The organism is Reyranella massiliensis 521 (assembly GCF_000312425.1).
Lineage (GTDB): Bacteria > Pseudomonadota > Alphaproteobacteria > Reyranellales > Reyranellaceae > Reyranella > Reyranella massiliensis.
In genome coordinates this window covers 3,262,268-3,288,985 of the sequence record NZ_HE997181.1, presented here as the reverse complement: position 1 = coordinate 3,288,985, position 26,718 = coordinate 3,262,268, and the positions used below count along the sequence as shown (strand labels likewise).

The 26,718-nt window shown below is 64.4% G+C and carries 23 protein-coding genes; 9 read left to right on the top strand and 14 right to left on the bottom strand.

Annotated elements, in window-relative coordinates:
* Positions 1-3: 3 nt before the first annotated feature.
* The 4 genes from htpG to BN60_RS16030 all read right to left on the bottom strand — a co-directional run bounded on the left by htpG (position 4) and on the right by BN60_RS16030 (position 6,084).
* Positions 4-1,902, bottom strand: coding sequence for a molecular chaperone HtpG (htpG, locus tag BN60_RS16045; RefSeq protein WP_020697115.1), 1,899 nt, complete (start codon positions 1,900-1,902; stop codon positions 4-6).
* Between the two features lie 88 nt (positions 1,903-1,990).
* Positions 1,991-3,151 carry a phytanoyl-CoA dioxygenase family protein gene (locus BN60_RS16040; protein ID WP_020697114.1) on the bottom strand — a complete coding sequence of 387 codons (1,161 nt, stop codon included), beginning with the start codon at positions 3,149-3,151 and terminating at the stop codon, positions 1,991-1,993.
* A gap of 11 nt (positions 3,152-3,162) precedes the next feature.
* Positions 3,163-4,893 (bottom strand): dihydroxy-acid dehydratase, encoded by a 1,731-nt coding sequence (gene ilvD, locus BN60_RS16035; protein ID WP_020697113.1) that lies wholly within the window; start codon positions 4,891-4,893, stop codon positions 3,163-3,165.
* 114 nt (positions 4,894-5,007) lie between these two features.
* Positions 5,008-6,084 carry a hypothetical protein gene (locus BN60_RS16030; protein WP_020697112.1) on the bottom strand — a complete coding sequence of 359 codons (1,077 nt, stop codon included), beginning with the start codon at positions 6,082-6,084 and terminating at the stop codon, positions 5,008-5,010.
* 160 nt (positions 6,085-6,244) lie between these two features.
* Between BN60_RS16030 and BN60_RS16025 the strand changes: the two genes are divergently transcribed.
* The 3 genes from BN60_RS16025 (at position 6,245) to BN60_RS30435 (ending at position 11,453) form a co-directional block, all read left to right on the top strand.
* A complete protein-coding gene (locus BN60_RS16025; protein WP_020697111.1) occupies positions 6,245-7,660 on the top strand; it encodes an 8-oxoguanine deaminase in 1,416 nt (471 codons plus the stop codon).
* A gap of 206 nt (positions 7,661-7,866) precedes the next feature.
* Entirely contained in the window at positions 7,867-8,694 is an 828-nt protein-coding gene (locus BN60_RS30440) for a hypothetical protein (protein WP_148283439.1), read from the top strand.
* Positions 8,694-11,453: a hypothetical protein gene (locus tag BN60_RS30435; RefSeq protein ID WP_148283438.1), complete on the top strand. Its 2,760-nt coding sequence runs from the start codon at positions 8,694-8,696 to the stop codon at positions 11,451-11,453. The genes BN60_RS30440 and BN60_RS30435 overlap by 1 nt, the downstream gene beginning before the upstream one ends.
* Before the next feature lie 20 nt (positions 11,454-11,473).
* Here BN60_RS30435 and ggt read toward each other — a convergent pair whose 3' ends face one another.
* From ggt to BN60_RS15970, 10 genes are all read right to left on the bottom strand, one after another.
* Complete coding sequence (gene ggt, locus BN60_RS16015) at positions 11,474-13,159, bottom strand: gamma-glutamyltransferase (protein WP_020697109.1); 1,686 nt, start codon at positions 13,157-13,159, stop codon at positions 11,474-11,476.
* Between the two features lie 10 nt (positions 13,160-13,169).
* Positions 13,170-13,637 carry a hypothetical protein gene (locus BN60_RS16010; RefSeq protein ID WP_020697108.1) on the bottom strand — a complete coding sequence of 156 codons (468 nt, stop codon included), beginning with the start codon at positions 13,635-13,637 and terminating at the stop codon, positions 13,170-13,172.
* Positions 13,634-14,215 (bottom strand): glutathione peroxidase, encoded by a 582-nt coding sequence (locus tag BN60_RS16005; protein WP_020697107.1) that lies wholly within the window; start codon positions 14,213-14,215, stop codon positions 13,634-13,636. The genes BN60_RS16010 and BN60_RS16005 overlap by 4 nt, the downstream gene beginning before the upstream one ends.
* A 4-nt stretch (positions 14,216-14,219) precedes the next feature.
* Positions 14,220-15,299 carry an amidohydrolase family protein gene (locus BN60_RS16000; RefSeq protein WP_020697106.1) on the bottom strand — a complete coding sequence of 360 codons (1,080 nt, stop codon included), beginning with the start codon at positions 15,297-15,299 and terminating at the stop codon, positions 14,220-14,222.
* A gap of 10 nt (positions 15,300-15,309) precedes the next feature.
* Complete coding sequence (locus BN60_RS15995; protein ID WP_177324831.1) at positions 15,310-16,296, bottom strand: Bug family tripartite tricarboxylate transporter substrate binding protein; 987 nt, start codon at positions 16,294-16,296, stop codon at positions 15,310-15,312.
* Positions 16,297-16,443: 147 nt separating this feature from the next.
* The gene (locus tag BN60_RS15990) at positions 16,444-17,157 is read right to left on the bottom strand and encodes a ribonuclease activity regulator RraA (protein WP_020697104.1); all 714 of its coding nucleotides are present in this window, start codon (positions 17,155-17,157) and stop codon (positions 16,444-16,446) included.
* Between the two features lie 90 nt (positions 17,158-17,247).
* Positions 17,248-17,547 (bottom strand): hypothetical protein, encoded by a 300-nt coding sequence (locus BN60_RS15985; RefSeq protein WP_020697103.1) that lies wholly within the window; start codon positions 17,545-17,547, stop codon positions 17,248-17,250.
* 254 nt (positions 17,548-17,801) lie between these two features.
* A complete protein-coding gene (locus BN60_RS15980; protein ID WP_020697102.1) occupies positions 17,802-19,475 on the bottom strand; it encodes an N-acyl-D-amino-acid deacylase family protein in 1,674 nt (557 codons plus the stop codon).
* 83 nt (positions 19,476-19,558) lie between these two features.
* Positions 19,559-20,431, bottom strand: coding sequence for a beta-keto acid cleavage family enzyme (locus tag BN60_RS15975; protein WP_020697101.1), 873 nt, complete (start codon positions 20,429-20,431; stop codon positions 19,559-19,561).
* 15 nt (positions 20,432-20,446) lie between these two features.
* Positions 20,447-21,043, bottom strand: a complete 597-nt coding sequence (locus BN60_RS15970) for an HdeD family acid-resistance protein (RefSeq protein WP_020697100.1) — start codon at positions 21,041-21,043, stop codon at positions 20,447-20,449.
* Positions 21,044-21,148: 105 nt separating this feature from the next.
* Between BN60_RS15970 and BN60_RS15965 the strand changes: the two genes are divergently transcribed.
* From BN60_RS15965 to BN60_RS15940, 6 genes are all read left to right on the top strand, one after another.
* Positions 21,149-21,988 (top strand): NUDIX hydrolase, encoded by an 840-nt coding sequence (locus BN60_RS15965; RefSeq protein ID WP_020697099.1) that lies wholly within the window; start codon positions 21,149-21,151, stop codon positions 21,986-21,988.
* 140 nt (positions 21,989-22,128) lie between these two features.
* Positions 22,129-23,571 (top strand): hydroxymethylglutaryl-CoA synthase family protein, encoded by a 1,443-nt coding sequence (locus BN60_RS15960; protein WP_020697098.1) that lies wholly within the window; start codon positions 22,129-22,131, stop codon positions 23,569-23,571.
* 57 nt (positions 23,572-23,628) lie between these two features.
* The gene (locus BN60_RS15955) at positions 23,629-24,828 is read left to right on the top strand and encodes an acetyl-CoA acetyltransferase (RefSeq protein ID WP_020697097.1); all 1,200 of its coding nucleotides are present in this window, start codon (positions 23,629-23,631) and stop codon (positions 24,826-24,828) included.
* A gap of 81 nt (positions 24,829-24,909) precedes the next feature.
* Positions 24,910-25,371 (top strand): MaoC family dehydratase N-terminal domain-containing protein, encoded by a 462-nt coding sequence (locus tag BN60_RS15950; RefSeq protein ID WP_020697096.1) that lies wholly within the window; start codon positions 24,910-24,912, stop codon positions 25,369-25,371.
* An 11-nt stretch (positions 25,372-25,382) separates the two neighbouring features.
* Positions 25,383-25,805 carry a MaoC family dehydratase gene (locus BN60_RS15945; RefSeq protein ID WP_020697095.1) on the top strand — a complete coding sequence of 141 codons (423 nt, stop codon included), beginning with the start codon at positions 25,383-25,385 and terminating at the stop codon, positions 25,803-25,805.
* 22 nt (positions 25,806-25,827) lie between these two features.
* Positions 25,828-26,652: an SDR family NAD(P)-dependent oxidoreductase gene (locus BN60_RS15940; RefSeq protein WP_020697094.1), complete on the top strand. Its 825-nt coding sequence runs from the start codon at positions 25,828-25,830 to the stop codon at positions 26,650-26,652.
* The last annotated feature ends 66 nt before the right edge of the window (positions 26,653-26,718 follow it).

The following is a 26,718-nucleotide window of genomic DNA, read 5'->3' as shown; positions in this document are numbered from 1 at the left end:
TGGCTATCCCTTTGTCTCGAGGCTGCGCACCACGAAGGCGTTCAGCCGTCGAGTGAAGGCGGCCGGGTCCGACGGGATCTCGCCATCGAGGATATGGGCCTGATCGAGCAGCAGGCTCGCCAGGTCGCCCACATCCTGCTCCTGCCCGGCGGTCCTGGCGGCCCCCAGCAGGCGCACCAGCGCGTGCTTCATATTGAGTTCGAGGATCGGCTTGGCGTTGCCGCCACGGTTCTGGCGTGCCAGCAGGCGCTCCAGTTCGCGATCGCGGCCCTGCTCGCCGGCCACGAGGCAGGACGCGCTTTCGGTCAGGCGCTGCGAGGGCCGCACGTCGGCGACCTTGTCGCCCAGCGCTTCCTTCACCGCCCTCAGGATGGCTTCGTCGCCGGCGGCGTCCACCTTCTCGTCGACCTTGTCGTCCGTCTTGTCGGCGAGCGGCACGAGGCCGAAATCGACATCGCCCTGGCTCAGTGACTTCAGCGGCTTGCCGTCGAACTCCTGGGGCAGGGTCGTCCAGAAGGCGTCGATCGGATCGGTCAGGAGCAGAACCTCGACGCCGCGGGCGCGGGCTGCTTCCAGCTTCGGGTTCGACTTCAGACGGTCCATGCTCTCGCCGACCAGATAGTAGATTTCCGTCTGGTTGGGCTTCAGGTCTGCGACATAATCCTTCAGCGAGCGCAGCTTGTCGCCGCCGGTCGTGGTCGAGAACCGCGTCAGGGCGAGGAGCTGGCTGCGGCGTTCCTGGTCCTCGTAGAGGCCTTCCTTGAGGACGGGACCGAAGGACTGCCAGACCTTCTCGTAGGTCTCCGCTTCCTTGGTCGCCGTGCTCTCGAGTTCGCCCAGCACGCGGCCGACCAGGCCGCTGCGGATCTGCCGGACCTGCGGATTGTTCTGCAGCATCTCGCGCGAGAGGTTGAGCGGCAGGTCCTCGCTGTCCACCACGCCGCGCACGAAGCGCAGGTAGGCGGGCAGCAGCTCGGCATCGTCGGTGATGTAGACGCGCCGGACATAGAGCTTCACGCGACCCTTGCGGGAAGGGTCGCTCAGGTCGAAGGGCGGGGTCGTCGGCACGAACAACAGCACCGCATAGGACTGCCGGCCCTCGACCTTGTAATGCAGCGTGAGCGCCGGCTCGTCGAAGGCCATCGCGATCGAGCGATAGGCTTGCGTGTAGTCCTCGGGCTTCACGTCGGACTTCGAGCGCTGCCACAACGCGCTGGCGGCATTGACCTGCCGGGTCTCGCCCTTCTCGTCGATCAGTTCGATGGGGAAGAGAATGTGGTCGGAGTAGGTGCGGACGACCCGCTCCAGCTCGTAGGCCTGCAGGTAGCGCGCGGCATCTTCCTTCAGATGCAGCACGATCTCGGTGCCGCGCGCCACGCGGCCGGCCTGCTCGGCGCTGGCCGGCGCGACGTCGAAGCCCGCGCCGCCAGTGGAGGACCATACCCAGGCGTCCGGGGTGCCTGCACGCCGGCTGGTCACCTCGATGCGATCGGCGACCATGAAGGCGGCATAGAAGCCGACGCCGAACTGGCCGATCAGGCCGAGCCCGTCCTTGGCGTCCTTCAGGCCTTTCAGGAAGGCCTTGGTGCCGGACCGCGCCACGGTGCCGAGATTGTCGATCAGCTCCTGACGGTCCATGCCGATGCCGTTGTCGGCGATGGTCAGGGTCTTGGCGGCGGCATCCGGCTTGAGCCGGATGGCGAGCCGCTCGTCACCGGCCAGCAGCGCGGGATTGGCGATCGCCTCGTAGCGGACCTTGTCGCAGGCGTCGGAAGCGTTGGAGATCAGCTCCCGCAGGAAGACGTCGGTCTCCGAATAGACCGAATGCACCATCAGGTTCAGCAGTTCGGCCACTTCGGCCTGGAACTGATGCGACTGCGCGGTTCCGGTGTCTCCGTTCATTCCCTGCCATCCGACGTAAGTGAATTGTCGGCGGTGGATATAGGACAGGGGGCGGGGCGGACAAGGGCCTACTTCGCCCCTGTCCCGGCTATATGAACATGTCGAGCTGATTGTAGTTCTTCAGCAGCGTCTCGCGGGCCGCCTCGCTCCAGCGGTTCCGGTCTTCCTGGCCCTCCAGAGGGCGGTAGATATAAGGACGCTCTTGCGGAAAGCGCTGCCGCCGGGCGTCGATGGCGAGCTGGATGATCCGGGAGCGTTCGGCGATGCGCTCCTCGGTATAGGTCTCGACCAGGCCGCTGAGCCGGCGCGTCGTCACGCCCAGCACGCGCCGCCGCGGGAAGAAGCCCGCATTGAGCGTGATGCGCCGGTCGGGCGAGGCGTTCGCGAACGACCCATGCAGGAGCTGGCGGTTGGTGACGATCGTGTCGCCGGCACCGCTCAGCAAGGGCACGGCGCCGTCCAGCCGGTCCGAGCCGCTTTCGGCAGCCAGCGTCTTGATGTCCACCTTGCCGAGCTTGTGGCTGCCCGGCAGCACCCAGACGCAGTTGCCGGCCGTGCTGGGATAGAGCTGGGTCATGAAGTTGAAGCCGTGCGCGCCGGGGTCCCAGTCGGCAGCGTCCCAGTGGGTCGTGCCGTCCTGGTGCCAGGCGACCGACGGGCCGAGGCCTGCTTCCTTGACGAAGGTCACCTCGTTGTAGGGCACGAAATCGTCGCCGTTGACGGCAGCGGCGACGGCCAGCAGGCCGGGATGGCCGTAGAGCCTCAGGCAGGCATCCATCAGGTGCAGGTTGCCGTTGAGCAGTTCCACGGTCCAGGCGGGGCTGTCTTCGCCCAGTGTCGGCTGGTGCATGGCGATGGGGTGCCGGCCGTTGTTCTTCGTCGTTCCGCCGAGCGGGTCGCTCAGAGGCTTGGCCAGGCGATAGGGCGGGGTGATGAGACCGTCGCCCAGCGCCGGTCGGCCGCTGCGGTCCAGGGTCGAGCCGGGCTCGGCCGGGGCGCGCGCCAGCACGGCTTCGACATCGGCGCGCAGCTCCGCCAGCTCCTCGGGGCCGACTGCGCCTTCGAGCACGTAGAAGCCGTGCGTCCAGTAGGCGTCGAGAATCGCCGGGTCGATCTTGCCGTCGGCGCCGAAGCGGATCGGTCCGCGATTGCCGAGCGCCCGGGCGCGGGCTTCGCCGGCGCGGCTGTACTCGGCCATCAAGCGCGCGTGATCGGCGGCGCTGAGGGTTGTCGTCGCAATCGTGTCCATCTCGTCCTCCCTCACACCACGCAGCCGTAATGCGCCGACGAGACCAGCCGGACGTACTTGTCGTGCACCGAGCCCGGCCTCAGCCGGCCCGCCGGATCAGGCGCGCGCCACTCGGCCATGCGCTTGGCGATCTCGGCATCCGACAGGTCGACGTTCAGGGTCCGCTGGCCGGGATCGATCACGATCGTATCGCCGTCGCGTACCGCCGCAATCGGCCCGCCGCGCGCAGCTTCGGGCGAGATATGGCCGATCAGGATGCCGTGGCTCACGCCGGAAAAGCGGCCGTCGGTGATCAGCGCCACGTCCTCGCCCAGCCCGCGGCCCTGGAGCTGGATGGTGAGCATCACCATCTCCGGCATGCCCGGCCCTCCCACGGGGCCGACATTGCGGACCACGATCACGGTCCCCGGCTTGATCTCGCCGGCGCGGATCGCCTTCATGGTGTCGGCCTCGGAGTCGAACACGCGCGCCGTGCCGCGGAACTCGCCTTTCTCCAGAGTCTTGCCCGAGAGCTTCAGCACGCAGCTTTCCGGCGCGATGTTGCCGCGGAGCACGCTGATATGGTTGTTGGCCGGCGCGACCGGCTGGCCGACCGGACGGACGATGTCCTGCTTGCCGATCTCTTCCAAGGTCGGCGTTGCGGCCAGATTCTCCGCCAGAGTCCTGCCGGTGACGGTCATCACGTCGCCATGCAGCAGGCCGGCGCGCAGCAGTTCCTTCATCACGACGGGCACGCCGCCGATGGCGTGCAGGCTCGTCATCGCATAGGGGCCGTGCGGCTGCAGGTTGCTGATCAGCGGCACCCGCTCGCCGATCTCCTGGATGCGCTCGATGGTGAGCGGCACCTCGGCCGCCCGCGCGATGGCGAGCAGGTGGAGATACATGTTGGTCGATCCGCCCATCGCATAGACCGTCGTGATGGCGTTCTCGAAGGCGCGCAGGGTCATGATGTCGCGCGGGCGGATGCCGGCCTCCATCAGCCGGTAGAGCGCTTCGACCGAGGCGCGCGCCTGTGCCCGCACGTCGGCATGGATGTCGCTGGCCGCGTCGTAGTCGGCGGGATGCGAGGCGCCGCGCGGCAGCATCATGCCGATGGCCTCGGCGGTCGTGCTCATCGTATTGGCCGTGAACATCGCCCCGCAGGTGCCGCTGCCCGGCATGACGTTGCGCTCCAGCTCGACCAGCTCGGCGGCCGAGATGCGGCCCGCCTCCTGCGCCGCGCGGCCCTCGGCATAGTCCATGATGGTGAGGTTGGTTCCCTTGGCCGCCCACGGCTCGAAGCTCACCTTGCCCGGCGAGCTGGTGCCGGGATAAAGGACGAGCCCGAACGCATTGGTGCGGGCCAGCGGCATCAGCGCGGCCGCGCCGGTCTTGTCGCAGCCGGAAATGACGATCATCGCGTCGCCGTGATGGGCGTAGTGGCCGATCTCGAAACAGTCCGCGACGACGTCGCGCGAGACGAGGCTGTAGCCCGCCGTCGGCGTTCCCTGGGTCAAGGCATCGGACACCGCCGGCGCGCCCACGACCAGCCCCTGTCCGCCGCGCTCCGCCAGCAGCTCGACCAGCAGGTCGGCGATGCCGCGCACCCGGTTGTTGCAGCGATGCGCGTTCGTCCAGGCGCTGGCGATGGTGACCACCGCCGTCGTCTTGGCCGTGCGGTCCGGATCGAAGCCGGCAGCGCGCAACTCGACGCGCGATTTCTTCCAGTAGGTGCTGCTGTCTTTTTGGGCGTCTTGGGTCATGGCGAGCGGGCGTTTCCTGAAGGATCGAAGCCTGCCGACGATAGCGCGGCCGCGCCGCGGCGACCAAATCCTGTCCTGGGCCGCTCCCGCTCTGCGGCTGGGAAAGCAGCCGCTCTACTTGACGGTTCGAATGCCGCGATTGCCGACGGCATTGCCGTAGGTCGCGATATGATTGCCAGTCTCGTTGACGCCGTCGCCCCGGGACAGCAGGTACAGTTGCGGCTTGCCGACGCTCTTCCATTGGCCGTCGACGAACTCGCGGGCATGGGTGGAGCCGTCCGTCGAGCCTTCGCTGTAGAGGATGTTGGACCCGTAGCCGTTGCTCGGCACGACATAGACGGCTTCGCCCGTGTTCTCCCCGTTGTTGGCAAAGCCGACCCGCAGCCCGTCCGGCGCGACGATGCCGCCCTCGGCATTGAGAATGAACGAACCGAAGGCCGCATTGCAGGAATAGACGGATCGCACGCCCGCCCCCATGTTGCGACTCATGTTCGGGTGGATCAGCTGGACGTTGGAAACGATGCCGCGATTGTCCCGACGCATGTTGGTGTGCTGCATGAGCATGCCGTCCTTGCGGTGGTTCTCGCCATGGACGTTCTCGCACATGCCCTCGAACACCGCGCCCTGCAGCACGATGCCGTAGGTCCCGTAGGAGGTGTAGATGTCGCGCAAGGTGAACTTGTAGAGCGCGCCCTCGTCGCCGTCCGGTGCATAGAGCTTCAGGCAGGCGCCGCAGGGGGCGCCTTTGTATCCGTTGCCGGAAAGAGAAAACTTCTCGAGGAACAACCCGCGGTTCTGCACCCCCTTCACGCCCCGATAGACGATCATGTCGGCATCGGCGGGACCGCCCCAGTCGACCCGGGCGAAGTTCCCGTTGGCGCCCCAGGGGCTTCCGTCGTTGTTCCTCTGGCGCACGGTGACGGTCTTGGTCAGCGTGACCTGGGTGCGCGGATCGAACATGGGAACGTACCTGTCGTCCGCGCCGCTCTGAAGCGCCTGGGCGAATTCGGTTTCGTTGCGGGCCCATATGAGTCCGCTGCGGTCGCGGCCGCCCTCCGCCGGCGGGCGACTGCGATCCTGCTCTCGCGGGGCCTGGCTCTGGGCGCGGGCGCCGAGCAGGGGGGCCGCCGCCGCGGCCGCCGTCGCGATCACGGCCGCTATGGCGCGTCGCCCCATTTGCAGCTTGGCCATTCTGCCCTCCACGCACGGTTTGTTGCCGCGACAGCGTATCCGAGGCGAACCGGATTGGCCCAGTGGCACCGCTGTGACCTGGGCGGGGCATTCTCCGCTGGTGCAATCGATTGCATTGCCTATTCTGGCCCGGGTTGGAACGGGGTGGGATCGGCGAAAAATGGCGACGCTGCTGGCAAGGAATGCGTCCGTCCTCGTCACCATGGACGGCGGGCGCCGGGAGCTGAAGAACGCCGGGCTCTATGCCGTGGACGGCGTCCTGAAGCAGGTCGGCCCCAACGAGGAGCTGCCGGCCACCGCCGACACGGTGATCGACCTCACCGGCCAGATCTGCCTGCCGGGCTTCGTCAACACCCACCATCACCTCAACCAGACGCTCACCCGTAACTTCCCCGGCGCGCAGGACAACAACCTCTTCCCCTGGCTCAAGGCGCTCTATCGCGTCTGGGCGCGGACGACGCCGGAAGCCTCGCGCGCCAGCACCCTGGTCGGCCTCGCCGAGCTGGCGCTCTCCGGCTGCACCACGGTCTTCGACCATTCCTACGTCTTCAAGAACGGCAACAACGTCGATTGCCAGATCGAGGCCGCACGCGACATCGGCGTGCGCTTCCATGCCAGCCGCGGGTCGATGTCGCTCGGCCAATCCAAGGGCGGGCTGCCACCGGACGATTGCGTGGAGGAGGAGCCCTTCATCCTGAAGGACAGCCAGAGGGTCATCGAGAAGTATCACGACGCCGGCATCGGCTCGATGACCCAGATCGTGCTGGCGCCATGCTCGCCGTTCTCCGTCACGACCTCGCTGCTCACCGAGACGGCGAAGCTGGCGCGGCACTACAAGGTGAAGCTCCACACCCATCTCTGCGAAACCCTCGACGAGGAGCGCTACACCTTGGAGCGCTTCCAGTTGCGCCCCGTCGACTGGATGGAGTCGCTCGGCTGGCTGGGCGAGGACGTGTGGTTCGCGCACGCCATCCATGTCGACGACGACGAGATCAAGAAGTTCGCGGCGACCGGCTGCGGCGCGGCCCATTGCCCGTGCTCGAACATGCGCCTCGGCTCCGGCATCGCGCCGATCAAGAAGTACATGGCGGCCGGCGTGAAGGTCGGCCTCGGCGTCGACGGCTCGGCCAGCAACGACTCCTCCAACATCCTGATGGAGGCGCGCCAGGCCATGCTGCTGGCGCGGCTGCGGCTCGGGCTGCTGCCGCCCGAGGGGCCGCGCAAGTACATGCACCTCTCGCAGTCACATCCCGTGCGCGCCAAGGAATGGATGACGGCGCGCGAGGCGCTGGAACTCGCGACTCTGGGCGGCGCCAGCGTGCTCGGCCGCTCCGACATCGGCTCGCTCGAACCCGGCAAGTGCGCCGACTTCTTCACGCTCGACCTGAACACGATCGGCTATGCCGGCGCGCTCCACGATCCCGTCGCCGCCGTCCTCTTCTGCGCGCCGCAGCCCGCCCGTACGACGGTGATCAACGGCCGCGTGGTGGTGAAGGACGGCGAGATTGTGACGATGGACATGGCGCCGGTCGTGGCGACGCATAATCGGCTGGCTGCGAAGTTAGCGGAGGGGTGAGGGACGATATTCGTCGTCGACGTCTTGCAAGTTGCTAGTAAGCGCTGCCCTGACGCTATCCGCATATCGACCCTTCTTGAAGGCCATTGAAAGTCGCGTTGGTATGGTTGGGCGCAGTCATTGCTCTCGGATCAGCGCTCGACCATGGGGTGCATTGATTGAGAGGAGATGCACCGTATAGTAGTCGGGTGGGAGGTGGGATAGACATGAATGGCATAAAGCGGCGCACTACCGGGGCAGCCAAGCGCGAAATCAGAGGCAAGGAAAATGCTCAGGTCTCCATCCCCTTGGAACTACCATTAGTGCATGTAACAGCGGTAGGTGCTGCGCGAGAAATAATCGACGTCGGGCAACTCGAAACGAGACGTTGCAAGGTCTTTAAGAAGGACCTGCTCTACTTCTTTTTGCTCAGGCCAGCTTATCGAGTAAGTGAAGCCGATGCGAAGTCAGACCAAATAAATCGGTTTCCCTTTGTGTTCATTGTTAACCCCCAAAACTTGGTTACGCCTTATCACGTTTATCCCTTTGATACTGGCGGAGCATTCGCTGGAATTTTCGGCGATCGGCCTGATCCATATGTAAAGCTTGAAGATTATGAACTATCTCCAAGTCTCGCATCGGCAGCCAAACTGGTTGGATGGGCATTTGGCTCCGTTGACGCTTACTTCAAAGCAGAAGTTCAGCAAGGGCTTAAGCAAAAGCTCGAGATATGGGAAAGCGCTGCTCGGAGTTATTTGACAATAACCGAGCTTGCTACCTCTGGTGGTAGTAATCGACCAGACAAAAGGGCGTCGGCGATAGAGGTTGCTTATGATCAGCATGTTCAATTGAAAGGAAATGCTGTGTTGGCAATTCTTCCCAAGCAGTTACTCGAGAGCGGGACGGCGAAGCACGAGCACCTCATTGCAAAGCTGTCGGCGACTGGAGTGGCCTGGGAAATGTATGATTGGCAGCCGAATTCCGCTCCCGATGAATACTTCGAAGAGATCTCGCGAATCGCACTGGATTATTTTCAAGCTAAAGGGTTCCTGTGATGGTCGAGGAATTCTCCCCTCAGGAACTCTACTTAAGCGGTTACGTGGCCTTTCAGGAAACAGGATTTGCACTGCCGTGTTTCGCGAGCAGCGAAAATTCCAATTCATGGTATACCGCTGAATGTTCAGTCCCGACTGATCATTCTGGAATCATAACTGGCTTCCAGGTCTATCGCGCGACTGATGTAAAGCTGCTGCCTACCGACCAAGTGAGACAGATCCGCATTGGCGGCCCGTGGTGTGATGTCTTTCTTTGGCGGGGCGACGCATTTGTCGGATATCCTTCGGAGTTATGGGATAGTTTAAAGTCCCAACAATCAGCGATAGAGGCTGAGGCGCCCTTATCGTTGCTCGATTTGTCGCTTTTCGGTGCCGATACCTCGGCAACATCAGTTGCCAAAAGCGCTTTCGAGTTTGTGAGCAATCGGCTTGATGATGCTCGAGCTCGTCAGTGGCGTCGCAATCTTCTAATCCGCCCAATTGTCGTTCGCTCAGTGCTGCGAGCAATTTTCGACGGCAGGTTGCCGGCACCGACGAGCAGCACGCGTGAGATCAACGTAGTTGACACTGATGAAACAACCTGTGGCGTCCAAATACCGGAAGCACTTAGGGAAAAAATCAAAGCAGCAGATCTTGCTGATGAGATTCTAGCTGAAGCACGCAGGATAGCGCACGCGCTCTCAATTGATATTCATTCGGAGATTGACGATGGCCTAGCCGACGAAAATCTTGATACTTTTCTCGGAGCCGAAGTGCTTGGCGAACAGTTGGAAGAAATTGATAATGCACAAGGAGCAGATAAGAAGCGCCGAGCTGCGGACATCTTGATTGTTCTTTGTGGCCGTTCAGCCGAACGGATGGCGAAGTACTTTCGGTCACCCGATTGGTATCCGGGCTGGGAACCTAACGACACTAATGTAGATGATGCAGAAGCTCAATATGACGTGGTTATTGGGCGTCGTGATCCGAGTGAGCGTGGTGTCATACATTTAGTCGAACCCCAAGAGGTCCCGATAGATGTTACGAGATATGGCGTGGCGATTTTCGTCGGCGAAGAAGGGGACCTCTTGGAAGCTGTTTGGTCTCTTGAGCAAACAGGCTCTGTCGCGCACTTCTCGTTAGCGAGCGAATGCGTCGTTTTACTGGCACCTATCTTACCATCAGATCGGCCGATAGATGGACTGGAACGCTTCAATTCAAGGCCTGGTGCCGTGAAGCGAACTTACGATGCGATAGTCGATACTGCTCTCGTTAGGTCGCCGCTCCGTCATCGCGGCCATCGCGGCAACGCGCATACTCGTATGGCGGAGCTAGTTGTTGGCGCAGCGTTACTGTGCAAGGGCAAGAATCAGCTTACAAGATTTCTGAGAAGTCGAAAGCGAGACGTCTTAGTAGTCCTTGCCTTTGGGCTGGAGGCACAGAACAAGATGCCAACAGAGAACCGGTTGGATCTAGCTTCCGAGAATACTTGGGGCTCGGACAGAAGGCATTCTCGTTCGATCTTGTTTTCGTCTTCCTTCGATGTGAAGTCACATCTCAAGAAGCGGTCACTGCGAGGTTATGTTGAAGTTCGTCAGCGAAGGGCAGATTTTGCAGACTTCTCTGAATACGTAATCAAGACTTTTGCTTTGCCGATCTTTTCACATGATCGACAATTCCGGCCTGCCATCATTGCAAACTTGAGAGTGCCTCAAGACATTTTATCTAAGCTCGATTTCCCAAAGTTCGCTAGTGGGTTTGAGTTGAACTCGGGTGAGCTAAAGCAGCAGATAGTAGTAACGGCCGAGACGCCCAAGCTGTCAGCGCTTACAGCTGCCAGTGCGGAAGGTTGGCAAGTAGTCAGGTATACGGATGCGAATGCAATTCTGGACATACTTTCAGGGCAGGTAAGTTATCGCGGAGGGGGTATCCCATTTGAGCTGAAGCTGCCGCGAATAAGGCGACTGCCTGAGAATCAGAATCTCTTCTCGCGTGGGATCGCGAAGGCCGATTTGATCTTACTTGACCCAAGGGATCGGAGTTCAGTTGATCTAACTAGCTTTCAAAGAATGAATGGGATCCCTAAGTATTTGGTCCCGAGCTTAGAGGATGAGACAGATCCCCCGGTAGTAGTTCCACGAATGATCAAAGAGCTACCTTCGGTGGGAATCGATTTTGGCGCTGATCTCTTACGCCCCTTGAGAGGTGAGTCTGCATGGCAACGACCTCCGCCAGGTGCAACCCGGTTTGCGTTTGCAAACGGCATATTGCCGTTGCAACTGATGGAGCTTTCTGAAGATCAAGTACCCCTGTCAAGTGTGTACTATATTGACGGAACTGAGGCCGCAGTTCGGAGCTTGCTGCAATCAAGAGTTTTCTATGTTTGGCTTCGAGCCACAGGGGATTATCGAATCGGAGCAAGCTTTCCTCTGCGGCGATCATTGGAGACCTTCCCGATTGTTCCACCTTTTGTTGTGGAAGGATCGCGGCAATATCGGCCCTATCTTTTGTTAGAGGGCGGTGATCGATCGATGTCGAGATTGGCTCGCGAGTTGGAGGCACTTCCCTCTGCTGCTTCAGAGCGCCTCCGTCGCAGAAAAGTGTCGCCATATCAATTTATGTCGAGCCCCCCGCGAAAAGCGTTGGATGATGCAGTTCTAGCTGCATATGGCCTTCGTGAGAGAGCGACGGATCTGGAGGTGTTAACGCGTCTCATGGAGGTTAACGATCGACTAGGTTTTGGTCAGGTCTCCCCAGGCTACAGAAACGCTCTGTTCTGAATTGACCTCATCGAGAGCTTTCACCTTGGCAACTCAAACCTCACGCCCGCGCGCGCCAAGCCACCACCCAGCGCCGCCGCCACGCCATCCGCGCGCCAGCAGGCGGCGCCGGTCATGCTGCCGTCGTCGTGGAACTGGATCGCGTTCATGCCGCCGGCGACGGTCGGCATGATCGTGAGCTTGTGGCCGCGCGCTTCGAGGCCCTTGCGGACGGAGTCGGGGATGCCGTGCTCGACCTCCAGCACGGGGCCTTCGGTCCAGATGCGCGGCGCTTCGACGGCTTCCTGCAGGGTCATGCCGTGGTCGATCAGGTTGATCAGCGCCTGCAGTGCGGAGGGGAAGATCTTGCGGCCGCCGGGCAGGCCCAGTGCATAGCGCACCTTGCCGTCCTTGGTGGCCATCACCGGCGACATCGAGGTCGTGACCCGCTTGCCCGGCGCGATGGAGAGCGCGTTGCCCGGCCGCGGGTCGAAGTTGTTCATGTAGTTGTTGGGGATCATGCCGGTGCCGGGCACGATGAAGCGCGCGCCGAACAGGCTGTTGATGGTCTGCGTGGTGCAGACGACGTTGCCCTTACCGTCGGCGACGGTGAGGTGCGTGGTGTCGGCGCCTTCCGCCGCCGCGAGGCCGCCCGTCCAGGCGGTGGCGCGCGCGAGGTCGAGGGCGGAGCGGCGGGCGTCGGCATAGGCCTTGGCGACGATGCGCTCGACGGGGACCTTCACGAAGTCCGGATCGCCGCTCGCCTCGGCGCGGTCGGCGAAGGCGATCTTCAGCACTTCGGCCAGCAGGTGCAGCGTGTCGACAGTGCCGAAGCCCAGGCTCGCGATGTCGTAGCCTTCGAGGATGTTCAGCATCTGCGTGATGTGCACGCCGGAGGCCGCGGGCGGCGGCGGACCGAGGACTTCCCAGCCGCGATACTGGCCGCGGATCGGTGCACGCTCCGTCACCTTGTAGTCGGTGAGGTCGGCGCGGGCGACGAAGCCGCCGGTCTTCTCCATGCACTCGACCAGCCGGTCGCCCAGCGCGCCGCCATGCAGCGCCTTCTCGCCCTGCTGGGAGACGAGCGTCAGCGCCTCGGCATAGTCGCCCTGGACCAGCCGCGTGCCGGGCTTCAGCGGTGCGCCGTCGGCAAGCAGTAGCGCGGCCGCCGGCTTGTCCCTGGCGAGGTCGGGGGCCGCGCTCTGGATGCAATCGGAGAGGTAGGGCGTGACGGCGAAGCCGCGCGCGGCATGGCGGATCGCGGGCTGCATCACGTCGGCCAGCGACATGGTGCCGAAGCGCTCCAGCGCCTGGCACCAGGTGCGCAGCGAGCCGGGGGTGGCGACCGACTTCGGGCCGACGAGGTTCTCCTGGCCTTCGACGTCGTAGACCTCGGGCGCGGCGCCGGGCACCGGCTTGTACATGTCGGGCCGGCCGGACTTCGGCACGGCGCTCATGCCGTCGAGGATGCGATGGCTGCCGTCGGCGAGGCGGATATGACAGGTCGTGCCACCGACGAGGCCGACCATCATCGGCTCGACCACGGTGAGCGCGAACTGGGTGGCGACCGCGGCATCGACGGCGTTGCCGCCGGCGGCCAGCATTTCCATGCCGGCGGCGGAAGCCAGCGGATGGTTGGAGACCACCATGCCGTTGCTGCCGTGCGCCGGCTGCTTCTCGCAGGTGAACGTGGTGCCCGCGCGGTCCCGCCAATTCGACTTGCTCATCTTCCCGTCCTCACTCCGACGCTATTCCCGGTGTCCTTGTCAACTTCTCGGCTTCGATGCAGCGTTGTAGCCGGTCGCAGGCGGTTTCGTCCCTGTCGCCTTTTTCGTTGAAACAGAGTTCCGCATCCTTCGTGCCGTCGGCGATGAACTGTTTCAGCTTCTTGCGCGCAGCCGTCGGCTGTTCGACGTCGAGCAGGCCTTTCTCGGACAGAACCCGGGCGAAGCGCATCACCAGCCGCTCGCGATAGCGCATGGCTTCGGGCGCGCTCTTCTTGGCCTCGCGGCACCAGGCCATCGACGCCGCCTTGCCGCAGCCCCAGAGCTGCATCTTGCGGAAGCGTTCGACCAGTTCGGTGTTGGCGCCGAGGCAGTAGCCGACAAGTTCGTCGGTGGCGGAGATCGCGTCGTCAGGCTGCGCGAACGCAGCGGCTGTGGTGAGGACGAACAGCAGCGCGGCTATGCAGCATCGCGGTCTCATTGGCGGGCAAGGGCGGCCTCGATGGCGGTGTCGAGCTTCGGGCCGACTCCGCTCATGGCGGTGAACCAGTCGATCACCCGGCCGTCGCGTCCGATCAGGATCTTGTGGAAGTTCCAGCTCGGCGTGCCGAGCGGCCCCGTCTGCGCCGCGGCCCAGCGATAGAGCGGATGGGCGTCGGGGCCGATGACCGACTGCTTGTCGGCCAGCGGGAAGGTGACGTCGAAGGTGGCTTCGCAGAAGCGCTTGATCTCTTCCTTGGAGCCGGGCTCCTGGCCGCCGAAGTCGTTGGACGGCACGCCCAACACGACCAGGCCCTTGTCCTTGTACTTGCGCCACAGCGCTTCGAGACCGCGATACTGGCCGGTGAAGCCGCAGAGCGACGCCGTGTTCACCAGCAGGACCACCTGACCCTTGTAATTCCCGGTCGGCAGCGGTCCGCCGCCGATCGAATCGAGCGAGACGGCGGACCAGTCGACGGGCTGGCGGCCGGCCTGGGCCCAGCTGCTGCCTATGACGCCGGACACCGCCGACACCAGGGCGCCCAGGACGGCGAACGCCAGCATGCGGACGATTTTCATGCCCTCAAGGTGACGAAAGATCGATCGCAAGGGAAGCGGGCAGACGGCCGAGCTTGTAGACGCGCATCGCAGTGCCGCTGAACAGCGCGGTCTTCTCGTCGGCGCCGGCGCCGGCGGCGAGACGTTTCAGCGCGTTCCACAGAACCGGGTAGCTGCACATGCCCTTGTCGACCGGGAAGTTGCTCTCGAACATGCAGCGGCTGGGGCCGAAGGCCTCGATACAGGTCTCGACATAGGGCCGCCAGGTCTTCGCCAGTTCTTCCGAACCCGGCGGCCTGGGCCGGCGATGGAAGTCGAAGCCGCTGACATACATGGTGAGGCCGCCGACCTTCACGACGACGTTCGGCAACGCCGCCAGTTCCTGCATGCGCCGCTTCCAGTCGGGGAAGACCTCGGCCTGCTTGCCGGTGAAGGGGCCGATGCCCAGCGGGCCGCCGACATGATCGACCACGACCGTCAGCTCCGGCACCGCCCGCGCGAGCGCCACCACATGCGGCAACTGCGTGTGATAGGCCCAGACGTCCAGCGGCAATCCGAACGCGGCGAGCCGCTTCGCGCCGTCGGCGAAGGCCGGGTGTTCGAGCGGGCCTGGCGGCGGCGTCACGAGGTTGGACGTCACCTCGGGCGAGGAATGCCAGGCGGTGCGGTTGCGGATGCCGCAGAACCGGCCGCCGGCGGCCGCGGTGTGCGCTTCGAGCAGCGGCGTGACGCGGTCGCCCAGGGTCAGGTCGACCATGCCGATGATGCCGGCACAGGCGCGCGTCGGACCGTAGCGGCCGCTCGCGCTCATCGCCGCAACGCCGGCGACGAACTCGGTCTCGCCCAGGGACTTCTCGTCGTCTGGTCCGCTCGCACGATACATCTCGCCGCACTGGACGAAGATCGTGCCGCGAATGTCGTGGCCGCTGCCGGTGTCCTTCAGAAGGTCCGGCAGCAGATAGTCGCCATGGTCCTTGGCCCAGAGATGGTGATGTGGATCGACGATCGGCAGCGCCGGTTCGAGGATCGGCTCCTGCGTCTGCCGCAGCCAGTCCTCGCGCACGACGATCTGGCGCGAGACGGGATGAACGAGGGGATCGGACATGCGCTCGGCCTTACTCGATCCGAATGTTGGCGGTCTTGGTGATCTCGGCGAAGAAGGCGATCTGCTGTTCGCGGAAGGCCGCGAACTCGGCGACCGTGTTGGCGCGCGTCAGCGCCCCGAGTTCCGAAAGCCGCTGCACGGTCTCCTGGACCTTGATCACTTCGTTGAGTTCCGCATTCAGCTTCTTGATCAGGCCGGGATCGGTGCCGGCCGGGACGAAGAGGCCGTTCCATTCCCAGGTCTCGAAGCCCGGCAGCACCTCCGAGATCGCCGGTATGCCCTTCAGCACCTCTACCGGCTTCGGCCCGGTATGCGCCATGCAGGTCACTTCGCTGGCGCTCCTCAGCGCGACGGTGCCCGGTACGTTGCTGAACTGCAGCGGCACGCGGCCGGCGAACAGGTCGTTGCGCGCCGTTCCGGCTTCCTTGTAGGGCACGTGGTTGATGCGCAGCCCGGCACGCTGGTTCAGCAGCTCCAGCGAGACATGCTGCACCGTGCCGACGCCGGTCGAGGCGCAGTCGAGGGCGCCGGGCTTCTTCTTTGCCAGCTCGATCAGTTCGGCGACCGTTTGCGCCTCGAACTTGGAGTTGCGCATCAGCGTGTTCGGCGTCTGCATGGTGAGAAACACCGGCAGCAGGTCGCGCCGCGTATCGTAGGGCAGGCGGCTGCCGAACAGCGACGGGTTCACCGACTGCGCGGTGGCGTCATAGAGCACGGTGTAGCCGTCGGGCTGGGCACGGGCGACGATCTGCGCCGCGACCGTGCCGGCTGCGCCCGGCTTGTTGTCGACCGTGAAAGTCTGGCCGAGCCGCGTCGACAGGGCGGCGCAGAAGATGCGGCAGACGACGTCGGCGGTGCCGCCGGGACTGTAGGCATTCACTACGCGCACCGGCTTCGACGGATAGTTCTGCGCGCGCAGGATCGCCGGTGCTGAAAGAACGGCGGCGGCGCCCGTTGCCAGCACGGCACGGCGGCGCATGCTTCGGAATCGGATCATGAGCATTGTCCTCCGGGAGGCGGCACTGGAGGCCGCGTTGTACGCAGCGTGACGCCGCCCCGAAGGCATTCGCAACAACAGTCCGTCGTTGCGACTTGTCAGGCAGACCCTAAGTCCGACGCGCGAAAGCCGAGCCTGACTCGGTCGTCACTTCTTCTCTTTGAAGCTGGCGTAACGCGCCTTGGCTTCGTCGTTCGGCGGGTAGAGGCCGGGCAGCGGCACGCCGCGTTCGACCTCCGACATGATCCAGCCTTCGAGCCGTTCCTGCTCCTGGCCTTCCTTGGCGACGGCTTCGACCAGCGCCTTGGGAATGAGCACGGCGCCGTCGTCGTCGACCACCACCACGTCGTCGGGGAACACCGCCACGCCACCGCAGCCGATCGGCTCCTGCCAGTTGACGAAGGTCAGGCCGGCGACCGAAGGCGGCGCCGCAGCGCCCTGGCACCAGACGGGAAGCCCGGTCGCGAGCACGCCCGCCATGTCGCGCATCACGCCGTCGGTGACGAGGCCCGCGACCTTCTTCTTGGCCATGCGGGCGCACAGGATGTCGCCGAAGATGCCGGCATCGGTGGTGCCCATGGAATCGGCCACGACGACCGCGCCCTCGGGCATCGCCTCGATGGCCGCGCGCGTCGAGATCGGCGAGCTCCAGCTCTCCGGAGTCGCGAGGTCTTCGCGCGCCGGAACGAATCGCAACGTAAACGCACGACCCACCAGACGGCCCTGGCCGGGCTTGATCGGCCGCGTGCCGCGCATCCAGACGTTGCGCAGGCCTTTCTTCAGCAGGATCGTCGTGATGCTGGCCGTCGTCACCTTGGACAGGGCCTGCTTGATGTCGTCCGGAAGAGGGGTGGTCTGCACTGTGTCTCCGTCAGGGGGTAGGGACGCGAGGCGTCCGATCGTAACGAACGATCGTAGCAATTGTCCTCTACCCGATCACCCCTGGCGCAATCAGCCGCGCGGCTTGAGTTTCCAGACGCAGGCGCTCGCCGGCCAGGCCAGTTCGAGGTCGCGTGTCTGGGCGTTCCCCGTGATGGTAAATTTCTGCAGCTTGGTCGTCACGGTCGAGTTCAGCCCCTGGTCGAGTTCCGCAAGGAAATCGTCGCGTACCGTTCCGTCGGCGGCGACCTTGGCTCGGAAGGAGTTGATGCTCGCTTTTCCAGTGAGCGTGCTGCCCGACAGGTCCAGGGTGTAGGTGTTTTCGGCGCCTTTCAGGCAGATACCTGCAGAACGCGCCCTGTCGAGCTGCATATCCGCTTTCCACGTATCTGCATGGGCTGGTCCGGCAACGGGCAGGAGAAGCAAAGACCAGCCCGTCAATACGCCGACCTTAAGAGGCACGCTTGATTTACTCCCCATCGCGCTCATCCCCCCTGTTCCTATGGTGGCGCGTTGTTTCTAATGCCACCAAAGGTAGCAACATTAGGGCTCGTCTCGTGTGTCTGTTTGACGTCGCCACGGGGGCAAAAAGGGGGCGGGGGGAATCTATGAAGCGGAGGGTGACGTCAGCCGCGCAACACCTTCCCAGCTTTCGCGTCCGTCAGCTTGCCCTGTTCCCAGGTCACGGCACCGTTGACGACCGTGTACTCGACGCCCTTCGACGGCATCACGATGCGCTTGGCGCCGCCGGGGAGATCGTGGCGGCGTTCGCCGTGGTTGGTCGAGCCGATGCGGTCGGGATCGAAGATCGCGACGTCGGCCGGCGCACCCTTCGCGAGGCGGCCGCGATCCTTCAGACCAAAGAGATCGGCGGGGTCTGAGGTGAGCTTGCGCACGCCTTCTTCGAGGGTGATCGCCTGCTTCTCGCGCACCCAGGTGCCCAGCAGATAGGTCGGGTAGCCGGCGTCGCACAGCATGTCGACATGCGCGCCGCCGTCGCCCAGCGCCATCAGGATGGACGGGTTGTTCAGCAGCTCGCGCATGCGGTCCTCGCGCGTGTTCCACGAGGCGATGGTGAGCTCGACGTCGAGATTGTCGGCCAGCACGAGATCGAGGAAGGCATCGACGCCGTCTTTGCCCTGCGCCTGGCCGATCTCGGCGATCGACTTGCGCTCCCATTGTTTCAGTGCCGGATTGTTGACGTTGTGCACGACCATGCGCCGCCAGTCGCTGAAGCCGGTCGGGCTTTTGAGATCATGGCGGAACTGATCGCGGAAAGTCCGGTCGGCGTAGACCTTCTTCTGCGCGTCCTTTGCCGTGTCGGCGAATACCCGCTTCCACGACGGGAAGGCGGCAAAGGCGAACGGGTTGTCCATGTTGCATTCGCGCGTCAGCGGCAGCGGCGAGGTCTGCGGCCGCGCACCCTTGGCGATCATCGGCGCGGCGCGACGCAAGGTGTCGCGCACCGCCTCGGGAATGTCGTCGCGATCGAAGAGGGCGATGAACGTCACGGGCCGGCCGCTCTCTTCGAGCAGGAAGTCGAGCAGTTCGCACTGGTCCTGCTCCAGCACGCCGACCTGGCGGGTCAGCGCGATCTCGATGGCGCCCTTGCCGCGCTGCTTGAGCTGATTGGCGTAGGCCTTCATCTCCTCGCGGCTGGCGTTGCGGCAGGCGAGCGGCTTGCCCTCGAAGCCCATATGCTGGTTGAGCGTGGTCGAGGAGAAGCCCAGCGCACCCACGTCCACGGCTTCACCGATGAGGGCGGCGATCTTCGCGGTTTCTTCCGCGGTGGCGGCGCGCTCCATCGAGGCTTCGCCCATCACGTAGTGACGAAACGGCGTCAGCGGCGCGATGAAGGCGAGGTTGAGCGACGGCTTTCTCCGCGCGGCGGCATCCATGAATTCGGGAAAGGTCTCCCAGTCCCAGGTGATGCCCTTGTTCAGCACGTCGAAGGGAATGCCTTCGACGTTCACGAGATCCTTCATGGCGATCTCGCGCGTGGCGGGCTTGCAGGGCGCGATGCCGACGCCGCAATTGCCCATCACGACGGACGTCACGCCGTGCCAGGAGGAGGGTGTGACGGCGCCGTCCCAGCAGATCTGCGCATCGTAGTGCGTGTGGGGATCGACGAAGCCCGGCGCGACCACCAGCCCGTGGGCGTCGATGGTGCGCGTCGCGCCTTCGGTCACTTTGCCGATCTCGGCCACTTTGCCGTCGGCGATCGCAACGTCGGCCTGGTAGCGCGCCGCGCCTGTGCCGTCGATCACGATGCCGTTCTTGATGACGAGGTCGTAGCCCATCGTTTCCTCCCGGGAAGCGTGGACTCGACGCTACACTGCGCCGTCCTGCCCGGCGCATGCAAAATGTGCAGAGGGCTTTGACGTCAGGCCGCAGCGGGCAGCGCTTGCAGGGCGTTCCGCACATCGGAGCCGGAGGCTGGCTCGGCACCGCTGTCGCGCACCAGTTTTGCCGCTGCCTCGACCCAGGCAAGGTTGCTCATCGACGAACCCAACGGCGCGTCCTCCAGGCCGACGCGCACATGGCCGCCGCGTGCCACGGTCTCGGCAATCAATGGCCGGACGTCGACGGCAAGGCCCGCGATCATCCAGGGTGCTCCGGCTGCCGACTCTTCGAGAAGCGCAACATGGGCGGCGAGGGCGTAGGGCTTCGCCGGAAAGCCGAAGGCGAACTTGTCGGAGAACATGAAGCGATAGACCGGCGCCTTGACGCCGATGGCCCGGGCAAGCGCTGCGCCCGCGCGCTTGAAGCCGGGTTCGTAGATCGCGAAGGCGGGATGCAGTCCCTGTCGCGCAGCAAAGGCGAGCGCGTGCCGGACATGGTCCTCGGGATTGAGATAGGTGCCGGCAGGCTTGGTCGTCGCCGTCGTGTGGGTCGTCATGAAGTTGACGCTTCCCGGATCGACGACGGCGAAGTCGAGCAGGCCGCGCTCCGCCAGCGCTTCGACATGCGCGAAGCGCGCCGCGGCCTCCATGCCGGCGCGTGGGATCGGCGGGTAGGAGGGATAGACCGGGACGTCGATCTCGGCACGGATGCCTTCGATGATCCGCGCATAGACCCGCCAGTCGGAGGTGGGCTTTCCGTCGGCCGCATAGGCGTGGGTATGGACGATCCCTGTGCCGGCCCTGGCGCAGGCGATCCCTTCCGCAACGATCTCGTCGACTGTTTCAGGGATGCCCGCCTGAAGCTTGCGGCCCCAGGCGCCGTTAAGGGCGACCTCGATCCAGACCTTTCGCATCCGTGGACGTTCGCCTTACGCGCGTTGCTTCAGCGCCAGGCCCATCGAGATCCAGGCCGAGCCGATGAAGATCAGGTCGATGCCGAGGAAGATGCCCAGTATGAAGAAACTGGAAGCCGGCCACTGCGCGATGATCATGATGCCGAGCAGCAGGGTGATCAGACCGGAGAAGACGACCCAGCCCCAGGGCTTGCCGGCGCTCCGCATCTCGAAGGCGAGGAAGATGCGCAGTACGCCGCCGACGACCAGGGCCGCGCCCAGCATCAGGGTGAGGATGGTGGCGGCGGCGAAGGGGTTGAGGATCGCGATGATGCCGGCCGCGACATAGAGAATGCCCAGCAGGCCCCATAACAGCGACCGCTTCCAGTCCTTCACGCCGAAGGCCGCGATCAGTTCGGCGGCACCGCCCATGATCATCATGATGCCGACGATCATCACGGCCGATGCGGTAGCGACCACCACGCTGCCCAGGGCGACGACGCCGGCGATCAGGAAGACGACGCCCAGGGCGACGATCCAGCCCCACTTGGCGCGCAGGACCTTGAGACCATCGGCGAGAGAGGCCGGACCAGGCGTGGAGGAGGGGGTGGGAGTCTGAGCCGTGTCGGACATGGCGTTCTCCTTCAGAGCGGAATTTACAATGTCAGGATACACCGTGCCGTTGGCGCTGTCGCGGCTAGTGTGGGACAGTCTTGCGTCACAAGAATGCAGGCAAGGATGAACGAAGCGAAAAAAGAAGCGGCTCCGCCGCGTCCCGCCACCACCGTGTTGCTGCTGCGTCCGTCGAAGATCGACGATGCCGCGTCGCCGCTCGAAGTCTTTATGGTGGTGCGCCATCACCAGATCGATTCCTTTTCCGGCGCGCTCGTCTTCCCGGGCGGCAAGCTCGAAGATGCGGACGGTGCGGCCTCGTTGCGCAGCCGCTGCGGTGGCGCCGACAAGATCGACGATGCCGAGCTCAAGTTTCGCGTGGCCGGCGTGCGCGAGGCGTTCGAGGAGTGCGGCGTCCTGCTGGCGCGCAAGCGTGGCCAGAAGGCTTTGATTGCCGCGGCCGACCTCAAGGGTATCGAAGAGCGCTGGCGCGCCAAGCTCGCCAAGGACGAGGCAAGCATCGTCGATCTCGTCGAGGCCGAGGATCTCGAGATCGCGACCGACCTGATGGTGCCCTACGCCCACTGGATCACGCCGACCTTTGTTCCCAAGCGCTTCGACACCTGGTTCTTCCTCGCCGAAGCGCCGCCGGACCAGGTGGCTCTGCACGACGGTTCGGAGTCGGTCGACTCGGTGTGGATCGGCGCGCAGGAAGCGATCGACGAAGCCACGGCCGGCAAGCGCACGCTCGTGCATGCGACGCAGAAGAACCTGGAGCTGCTGGCGGAAGGCGGCACCGTCGCCGGCGCCATCGCCCAGGCGGCCAAGCGCAAGATCGTGACCGTGCAGCCCTGGGTCGAGGCGCGCGAGGGCAAGCGCTTCCTGCACATCCCCGAAGGGGCCGGCTATCGCAACCTGGTGCGCGAGATGCCGGCCGCCGGAGGGGTTCCGCAGGCCGGAAGGTAGTTTTGCGGGCGAGGCTGCCATGAGCAAATGCGGCTCGCTCCCCACAGGTGAGCGCGCTAAGAGCGAAGCATAAACGCTCATTCATGAAATGCCGCCGGCAGGAGCCGGCGGTCCGTCGGACCAGTTGGAGGAAAGAAACGATGGTCGGAATCGTGGCCTACGGGGCCTATGTGCCGCGCCTGCGCCTCAACCGTCAGGCAGTGTACGACGCCAACAAGTGGTTCGCCGCAGGCTTGCGTGGCCTCGCCAAGGGCGAACGCTCGATGGCCAACTGGGACGAGGATTCGATCACGATGGCCGTCGAGGCCTCGCGCGACTGCCTCACCAGCCACAAGGCCGAGGACGTTCGCAACATCTACTTCGCCTCGACGACGCATCCCTTCAAGGATCGCCAGAACGCCGGCGTGATCGGCACAGCGCTCAACATCGAGCAGAACTTGCTGGCGTCCGATGTTGCCGGCTCGCTGAAGGCTGGCACCTCGGCGCTGATCGCCGGCCTCAACGCGTCCAAGGGCGGCGATGCCACCCTGGTCGCCGCGGCCGACAAGCGCATGGCCCGCGTCGCGTCGGCCAGTGAATTGAACTACGGCGACGGCGCCGCGGCGCTGCTCTGCGGCACCGAGAATGTGATCGCCAAGCTGGTCGGTCATCACTCGGTGTCGATGGACTTCGTCGACCACTTCCGCGGCGAGGACGCCGAGTTCGACTACGGCTGGGAAGAGCGCTGGATCCGCGACGAGGGCTACTCGAAGATCGTCCCGCCGGCGATCAAGGCCGCGCTCGCGGCCTGCAAGCTGAAGGGCAGCGACGTCACCCACTTCATCATGCCGAGCCCGATGCCGGCCGTGCCGAAGCAGATGGCCAAGGTCTGCGGCGTCGCCGAAGGGGCGGTGCGTGATCTCCTCGGCGCCAACCTCGGCGACACCGGCTCGGCGCATGCGCTGGTCATGCTGGTCGATGCGCTCGAGACCGCCAAGGAAGGCGACAAGATCATGGTCGTGGCCTTCGGCCAGGGTGTCGACGTGCTGGTGTTCGAGGTCACGGCCGAGAACGCCAAGCTGCCGAAGCGCAAGGGCCTGTCGGGCTGGCTGGCACGGCGCAAGGAAGAGAAGAACTACATGAAGTTCCTCGCTTTCAACGAGATGCTGCCGATCGACAAGGGCATGCGCGCGGAGTTCGACAAGAAGACCGCGCTCTCGGTGCTGTGGCGCAAGCGCGACATGATCTACGGCCTGGTCGGCGGCAAGTGCAAGGTCTGCGGCACGGTGCAGTTCCCGCGCAGCCAGGTCTGCGTCAATCCCAACTGCCATGCCATCGACAGCCAGGATCCCTACGCCATGGCCGGGCTGGAGGCGAACGTGATGTCGTTCACCGCCGACTCGCTGACCTACTCCCCGGATCCGCCCGCCTATTACGGCATGATCACCTTTCCCGAGGGCGGCCGCTTCATGGCCGACTTCACCGACAGCGACAAGGAACAGGTGAAGGTCGGCGCCAAGATGCGCATGACCTTCCGCATCCGCGACAACGACACGATGCGCGGCGGCTTCAAGCGCTACTTCTGGAAGGCGGCTCCGGTCTGATCGCCTTCCTCCGGTCAAGGGTCTAGAGTTCAACCGTCAACACCAAGGAGACCTGCAATGGCTCGTGGTATCAAGGACAAGGTCGCCATTCTCGGCATGGGTTGCTCCAAGTTCGGCGAACGCTGGGACAGCGGCGCCGAGGAGCTGATGCTCGAGGCGTACAAGGAAGCCATCGCCGACGCCGGCATCGACGCCAAGCAGATCAACGCTGCCTGGTTCTCGACCGCGATCGACGAGGTGCATGTCGGCAAGTCCGGCATCCCGCTTTCGACGACGCTGCGTCTGCCCAACATCCCGGTGACGCATGTCGAGAACATGTGCGCCTCGGGCACCGAGGCTTTCCGCGGCGCCTGCTACGCCGTCGCCTCGGGCGCGGCCGACTTCGCGCTGGCGCTCGGTGTCGAGAAGCTGAAGGACACCGGCTACGGCGGTCTGCCGGGCGGACGCGGCGGCCCGCTGCAGGCGCTGTGGAGCGCCAACGGCACGGCGCCGGGCAACTTCGCCCAGCTCGCCACCGCCTACATGACGGCCCACGGCGTCAGCGCCGAGGACCTCAAGAAGGCGATCGGCCACGTCTCGTGGAAGAGCCACCAGAACGGCGCCAAGAACCCGAAGGCCCATCTGCAAAAGGCCGTCGAGATGGACACCATCCTGAACGCGCCGATGATCGCCTCGCCGCTCGGCCTGTTCGACTGCTGCGGCGTCTCGGACGGTGCGGCCGCGGCCATCGTGACCACGCCGGAGATTGCCAAGGCGCTGGGCAAGGCCAACATCGTCAGCGTCAAGGCGCTGCAGCTCTCGGTGTCGAACGGCTCCGAGTCGGGCCACAACTCGTGGGACGGCAGCTACTTCCACACCACGCGCATCGCCTCGAAGAAGGCCTATGAAGAGGCCGGCATCAAGAACCCGCGCAACGAAGTCTCGATGTTCGAGGTGCACGACTGCTTCTCGGTGACCGAGCTGGTCACCATGGAAGACCTGCACATCTCCGAGACCGGCAAGGGCTGGAAGGACGTGCTCGACGGCTTCTACGACGCCGACGGCAAGATCCCCTGCCAGATCGACGGCGGCCTGAAGTGCTTCGGCCACCCGATCGGCGCCTCGGGCCTGCGCATGCTCTACGAGATGTACCTGCAGCTTCAGGGCCGCGCCGGCGCTCGCCAGCTCAAGGACCCGAAGATCGGCATGACGCACAATCTCGGTGGCGCGCCGCGCGAGAACGTGTCGAGCGTCGCCATCGTCGGCCGTTACGAGTAGCACCCCGCAAGGGTAGCCCTCTCTCCGGTCTCGGGACCGGGGAGAGGGTTTTTAGTTTTCAAACCATGGAGGAAGCGGCCCATGCAGCTCGACAAGAAGCTGATCGGTCATACGTTCAAGCCTTTCACCACCACCGTCGAAGCCGGCAAGATCCGCCTGTTCTGCAAGGCCATCGGCGAAGACGATCCCATCTATGTCGACGAGGAGGCCGCCAAGAAGGCAGGCTACCGGGCGATTCCGGCGCCGCTGACTTATCTCACCGCCGTCACCAACGACGATCCCGACAAGGGCGGGCTCCTGCGCCTGCTCAACGTCGACATCGGCCTGATCCTCCACGGCGAGCAGCACTACGAGTATCTCGCGCCCGTGCATGTCGGTGACAAGATCACCTGCCAGCAGAAGGTGGTCGACATTTACGACAAGAAGGGCGGCGCCCTGTGGTTCGTGGCCTCGGAGACCGAGCTCAAGGACCAGGCCGGCAAGCTCGTGGCCAAGGCCAAGGGCATCACGGTCGTGCGCAACCCAGACGCCGCGAAGAAGTGAGGGAGGGCAAGATGGCAACCGCTCCGAAGTTCGATCAGGTCAAGGTCGGCGACGAGATCAAGCCGATCGTGCTGCCGCCGATCAGCCGTCACCAGCTCGCGCTCTATTGCGGCGGGTCGGGCGACCACAATCCCATCCATGTCGATATCGACTTCGCCAAGAAGTTCGGCTTCAAGGACGTGTTCGCCCACGGCATGCTGTCGATGGCCTTCCTCGGCCGCATCGTGACCTCCTGGGTACCGCAGAAGCAGGTGCGGAACCTCGGCACGCGCTTCACGTCGATCACCTGGGTGGGCGACGTCATCACCGTGAGCGGCAAGGTCACGGGCAAGCGCGAGGAGGGCGGCGAGAAGCTGGTCGATCTCGAGGTCAAGTGCACCAACCAGAACGGCCAGGACACGTTGCAGGGCAACGCCACGATCGCACTGGCCTAGCCCGCGGAAAGAGGAGACTTAGATGGGTCAGATGGATGGCAAGGTGGCGATCGTCACCGGCTCGGGTCGTGGCATCGGTCGAGAGATCGCGCTGCGCCTGGTGCGTGACGGCGCCAAGGTGGTGATCAACGACATCGACGATGCGCCGGCCAAGGAGGTCATCGCCGAGATCGAGAAGATGGGCGGCAAGGCCGTCGCCTGCAACGGCGATGTCGCCAAGCCCGACTTTGGCGACCGCATCATCAAGACCGCCGTCGACGCCTTCGGCGATTGCCATGTCGTGGTGAACAATGCCGGCTACACTTGGGACTCGGTCATCCAGAAGATGAGCGACGAGCAGTGGTACGCCATCCTCGACGTCCACCTGACCGCGCCGTTCCGCATCCTGCGTGCTTTCCAACAGCATTTCCGCAATGCTGTCGAGAAGGAGCGTGCCGCCGGCAAGCGTATCGTGCGCAAGGTCGTGAACATCTCCTCGACCTCGGGCGTCAACGGCAATGCCGGCCAGTCGAACTACTCGGCGGGCAAGGCGGGCATCGTCGGTCTCACCAAGACGCTGGCCAAGGAGTTCGGTCGCTACGACGTCACGGTGAACGCGGTGGCCTTCGGCTACATCCAGACCCGCCTCACCAAGCCGCTGAACCAGGGCGAGGAAGGCGAGATCGAAGTGCAGGGCCGCAAGGTCAAGATCGGCGTCCAGGGTGGCCGCATCGCCGCCATGAACCAGATGATCCCGCTCGGCCGCGGCGGCCTGCCGGAAGAGGCAGCCGGCTCGGTCTATCTGTTCTGCAGCCCCGACAGCGACTATGTCAGCGGGCAGTGCCTGGTCGTGAACGGCGGCCTCTGAGGCCTGCCCTTACAGATCCTCGAACGCTTCGCAGAGCCCCGCCCGATTGGTGCGGGGCTTTTTGCT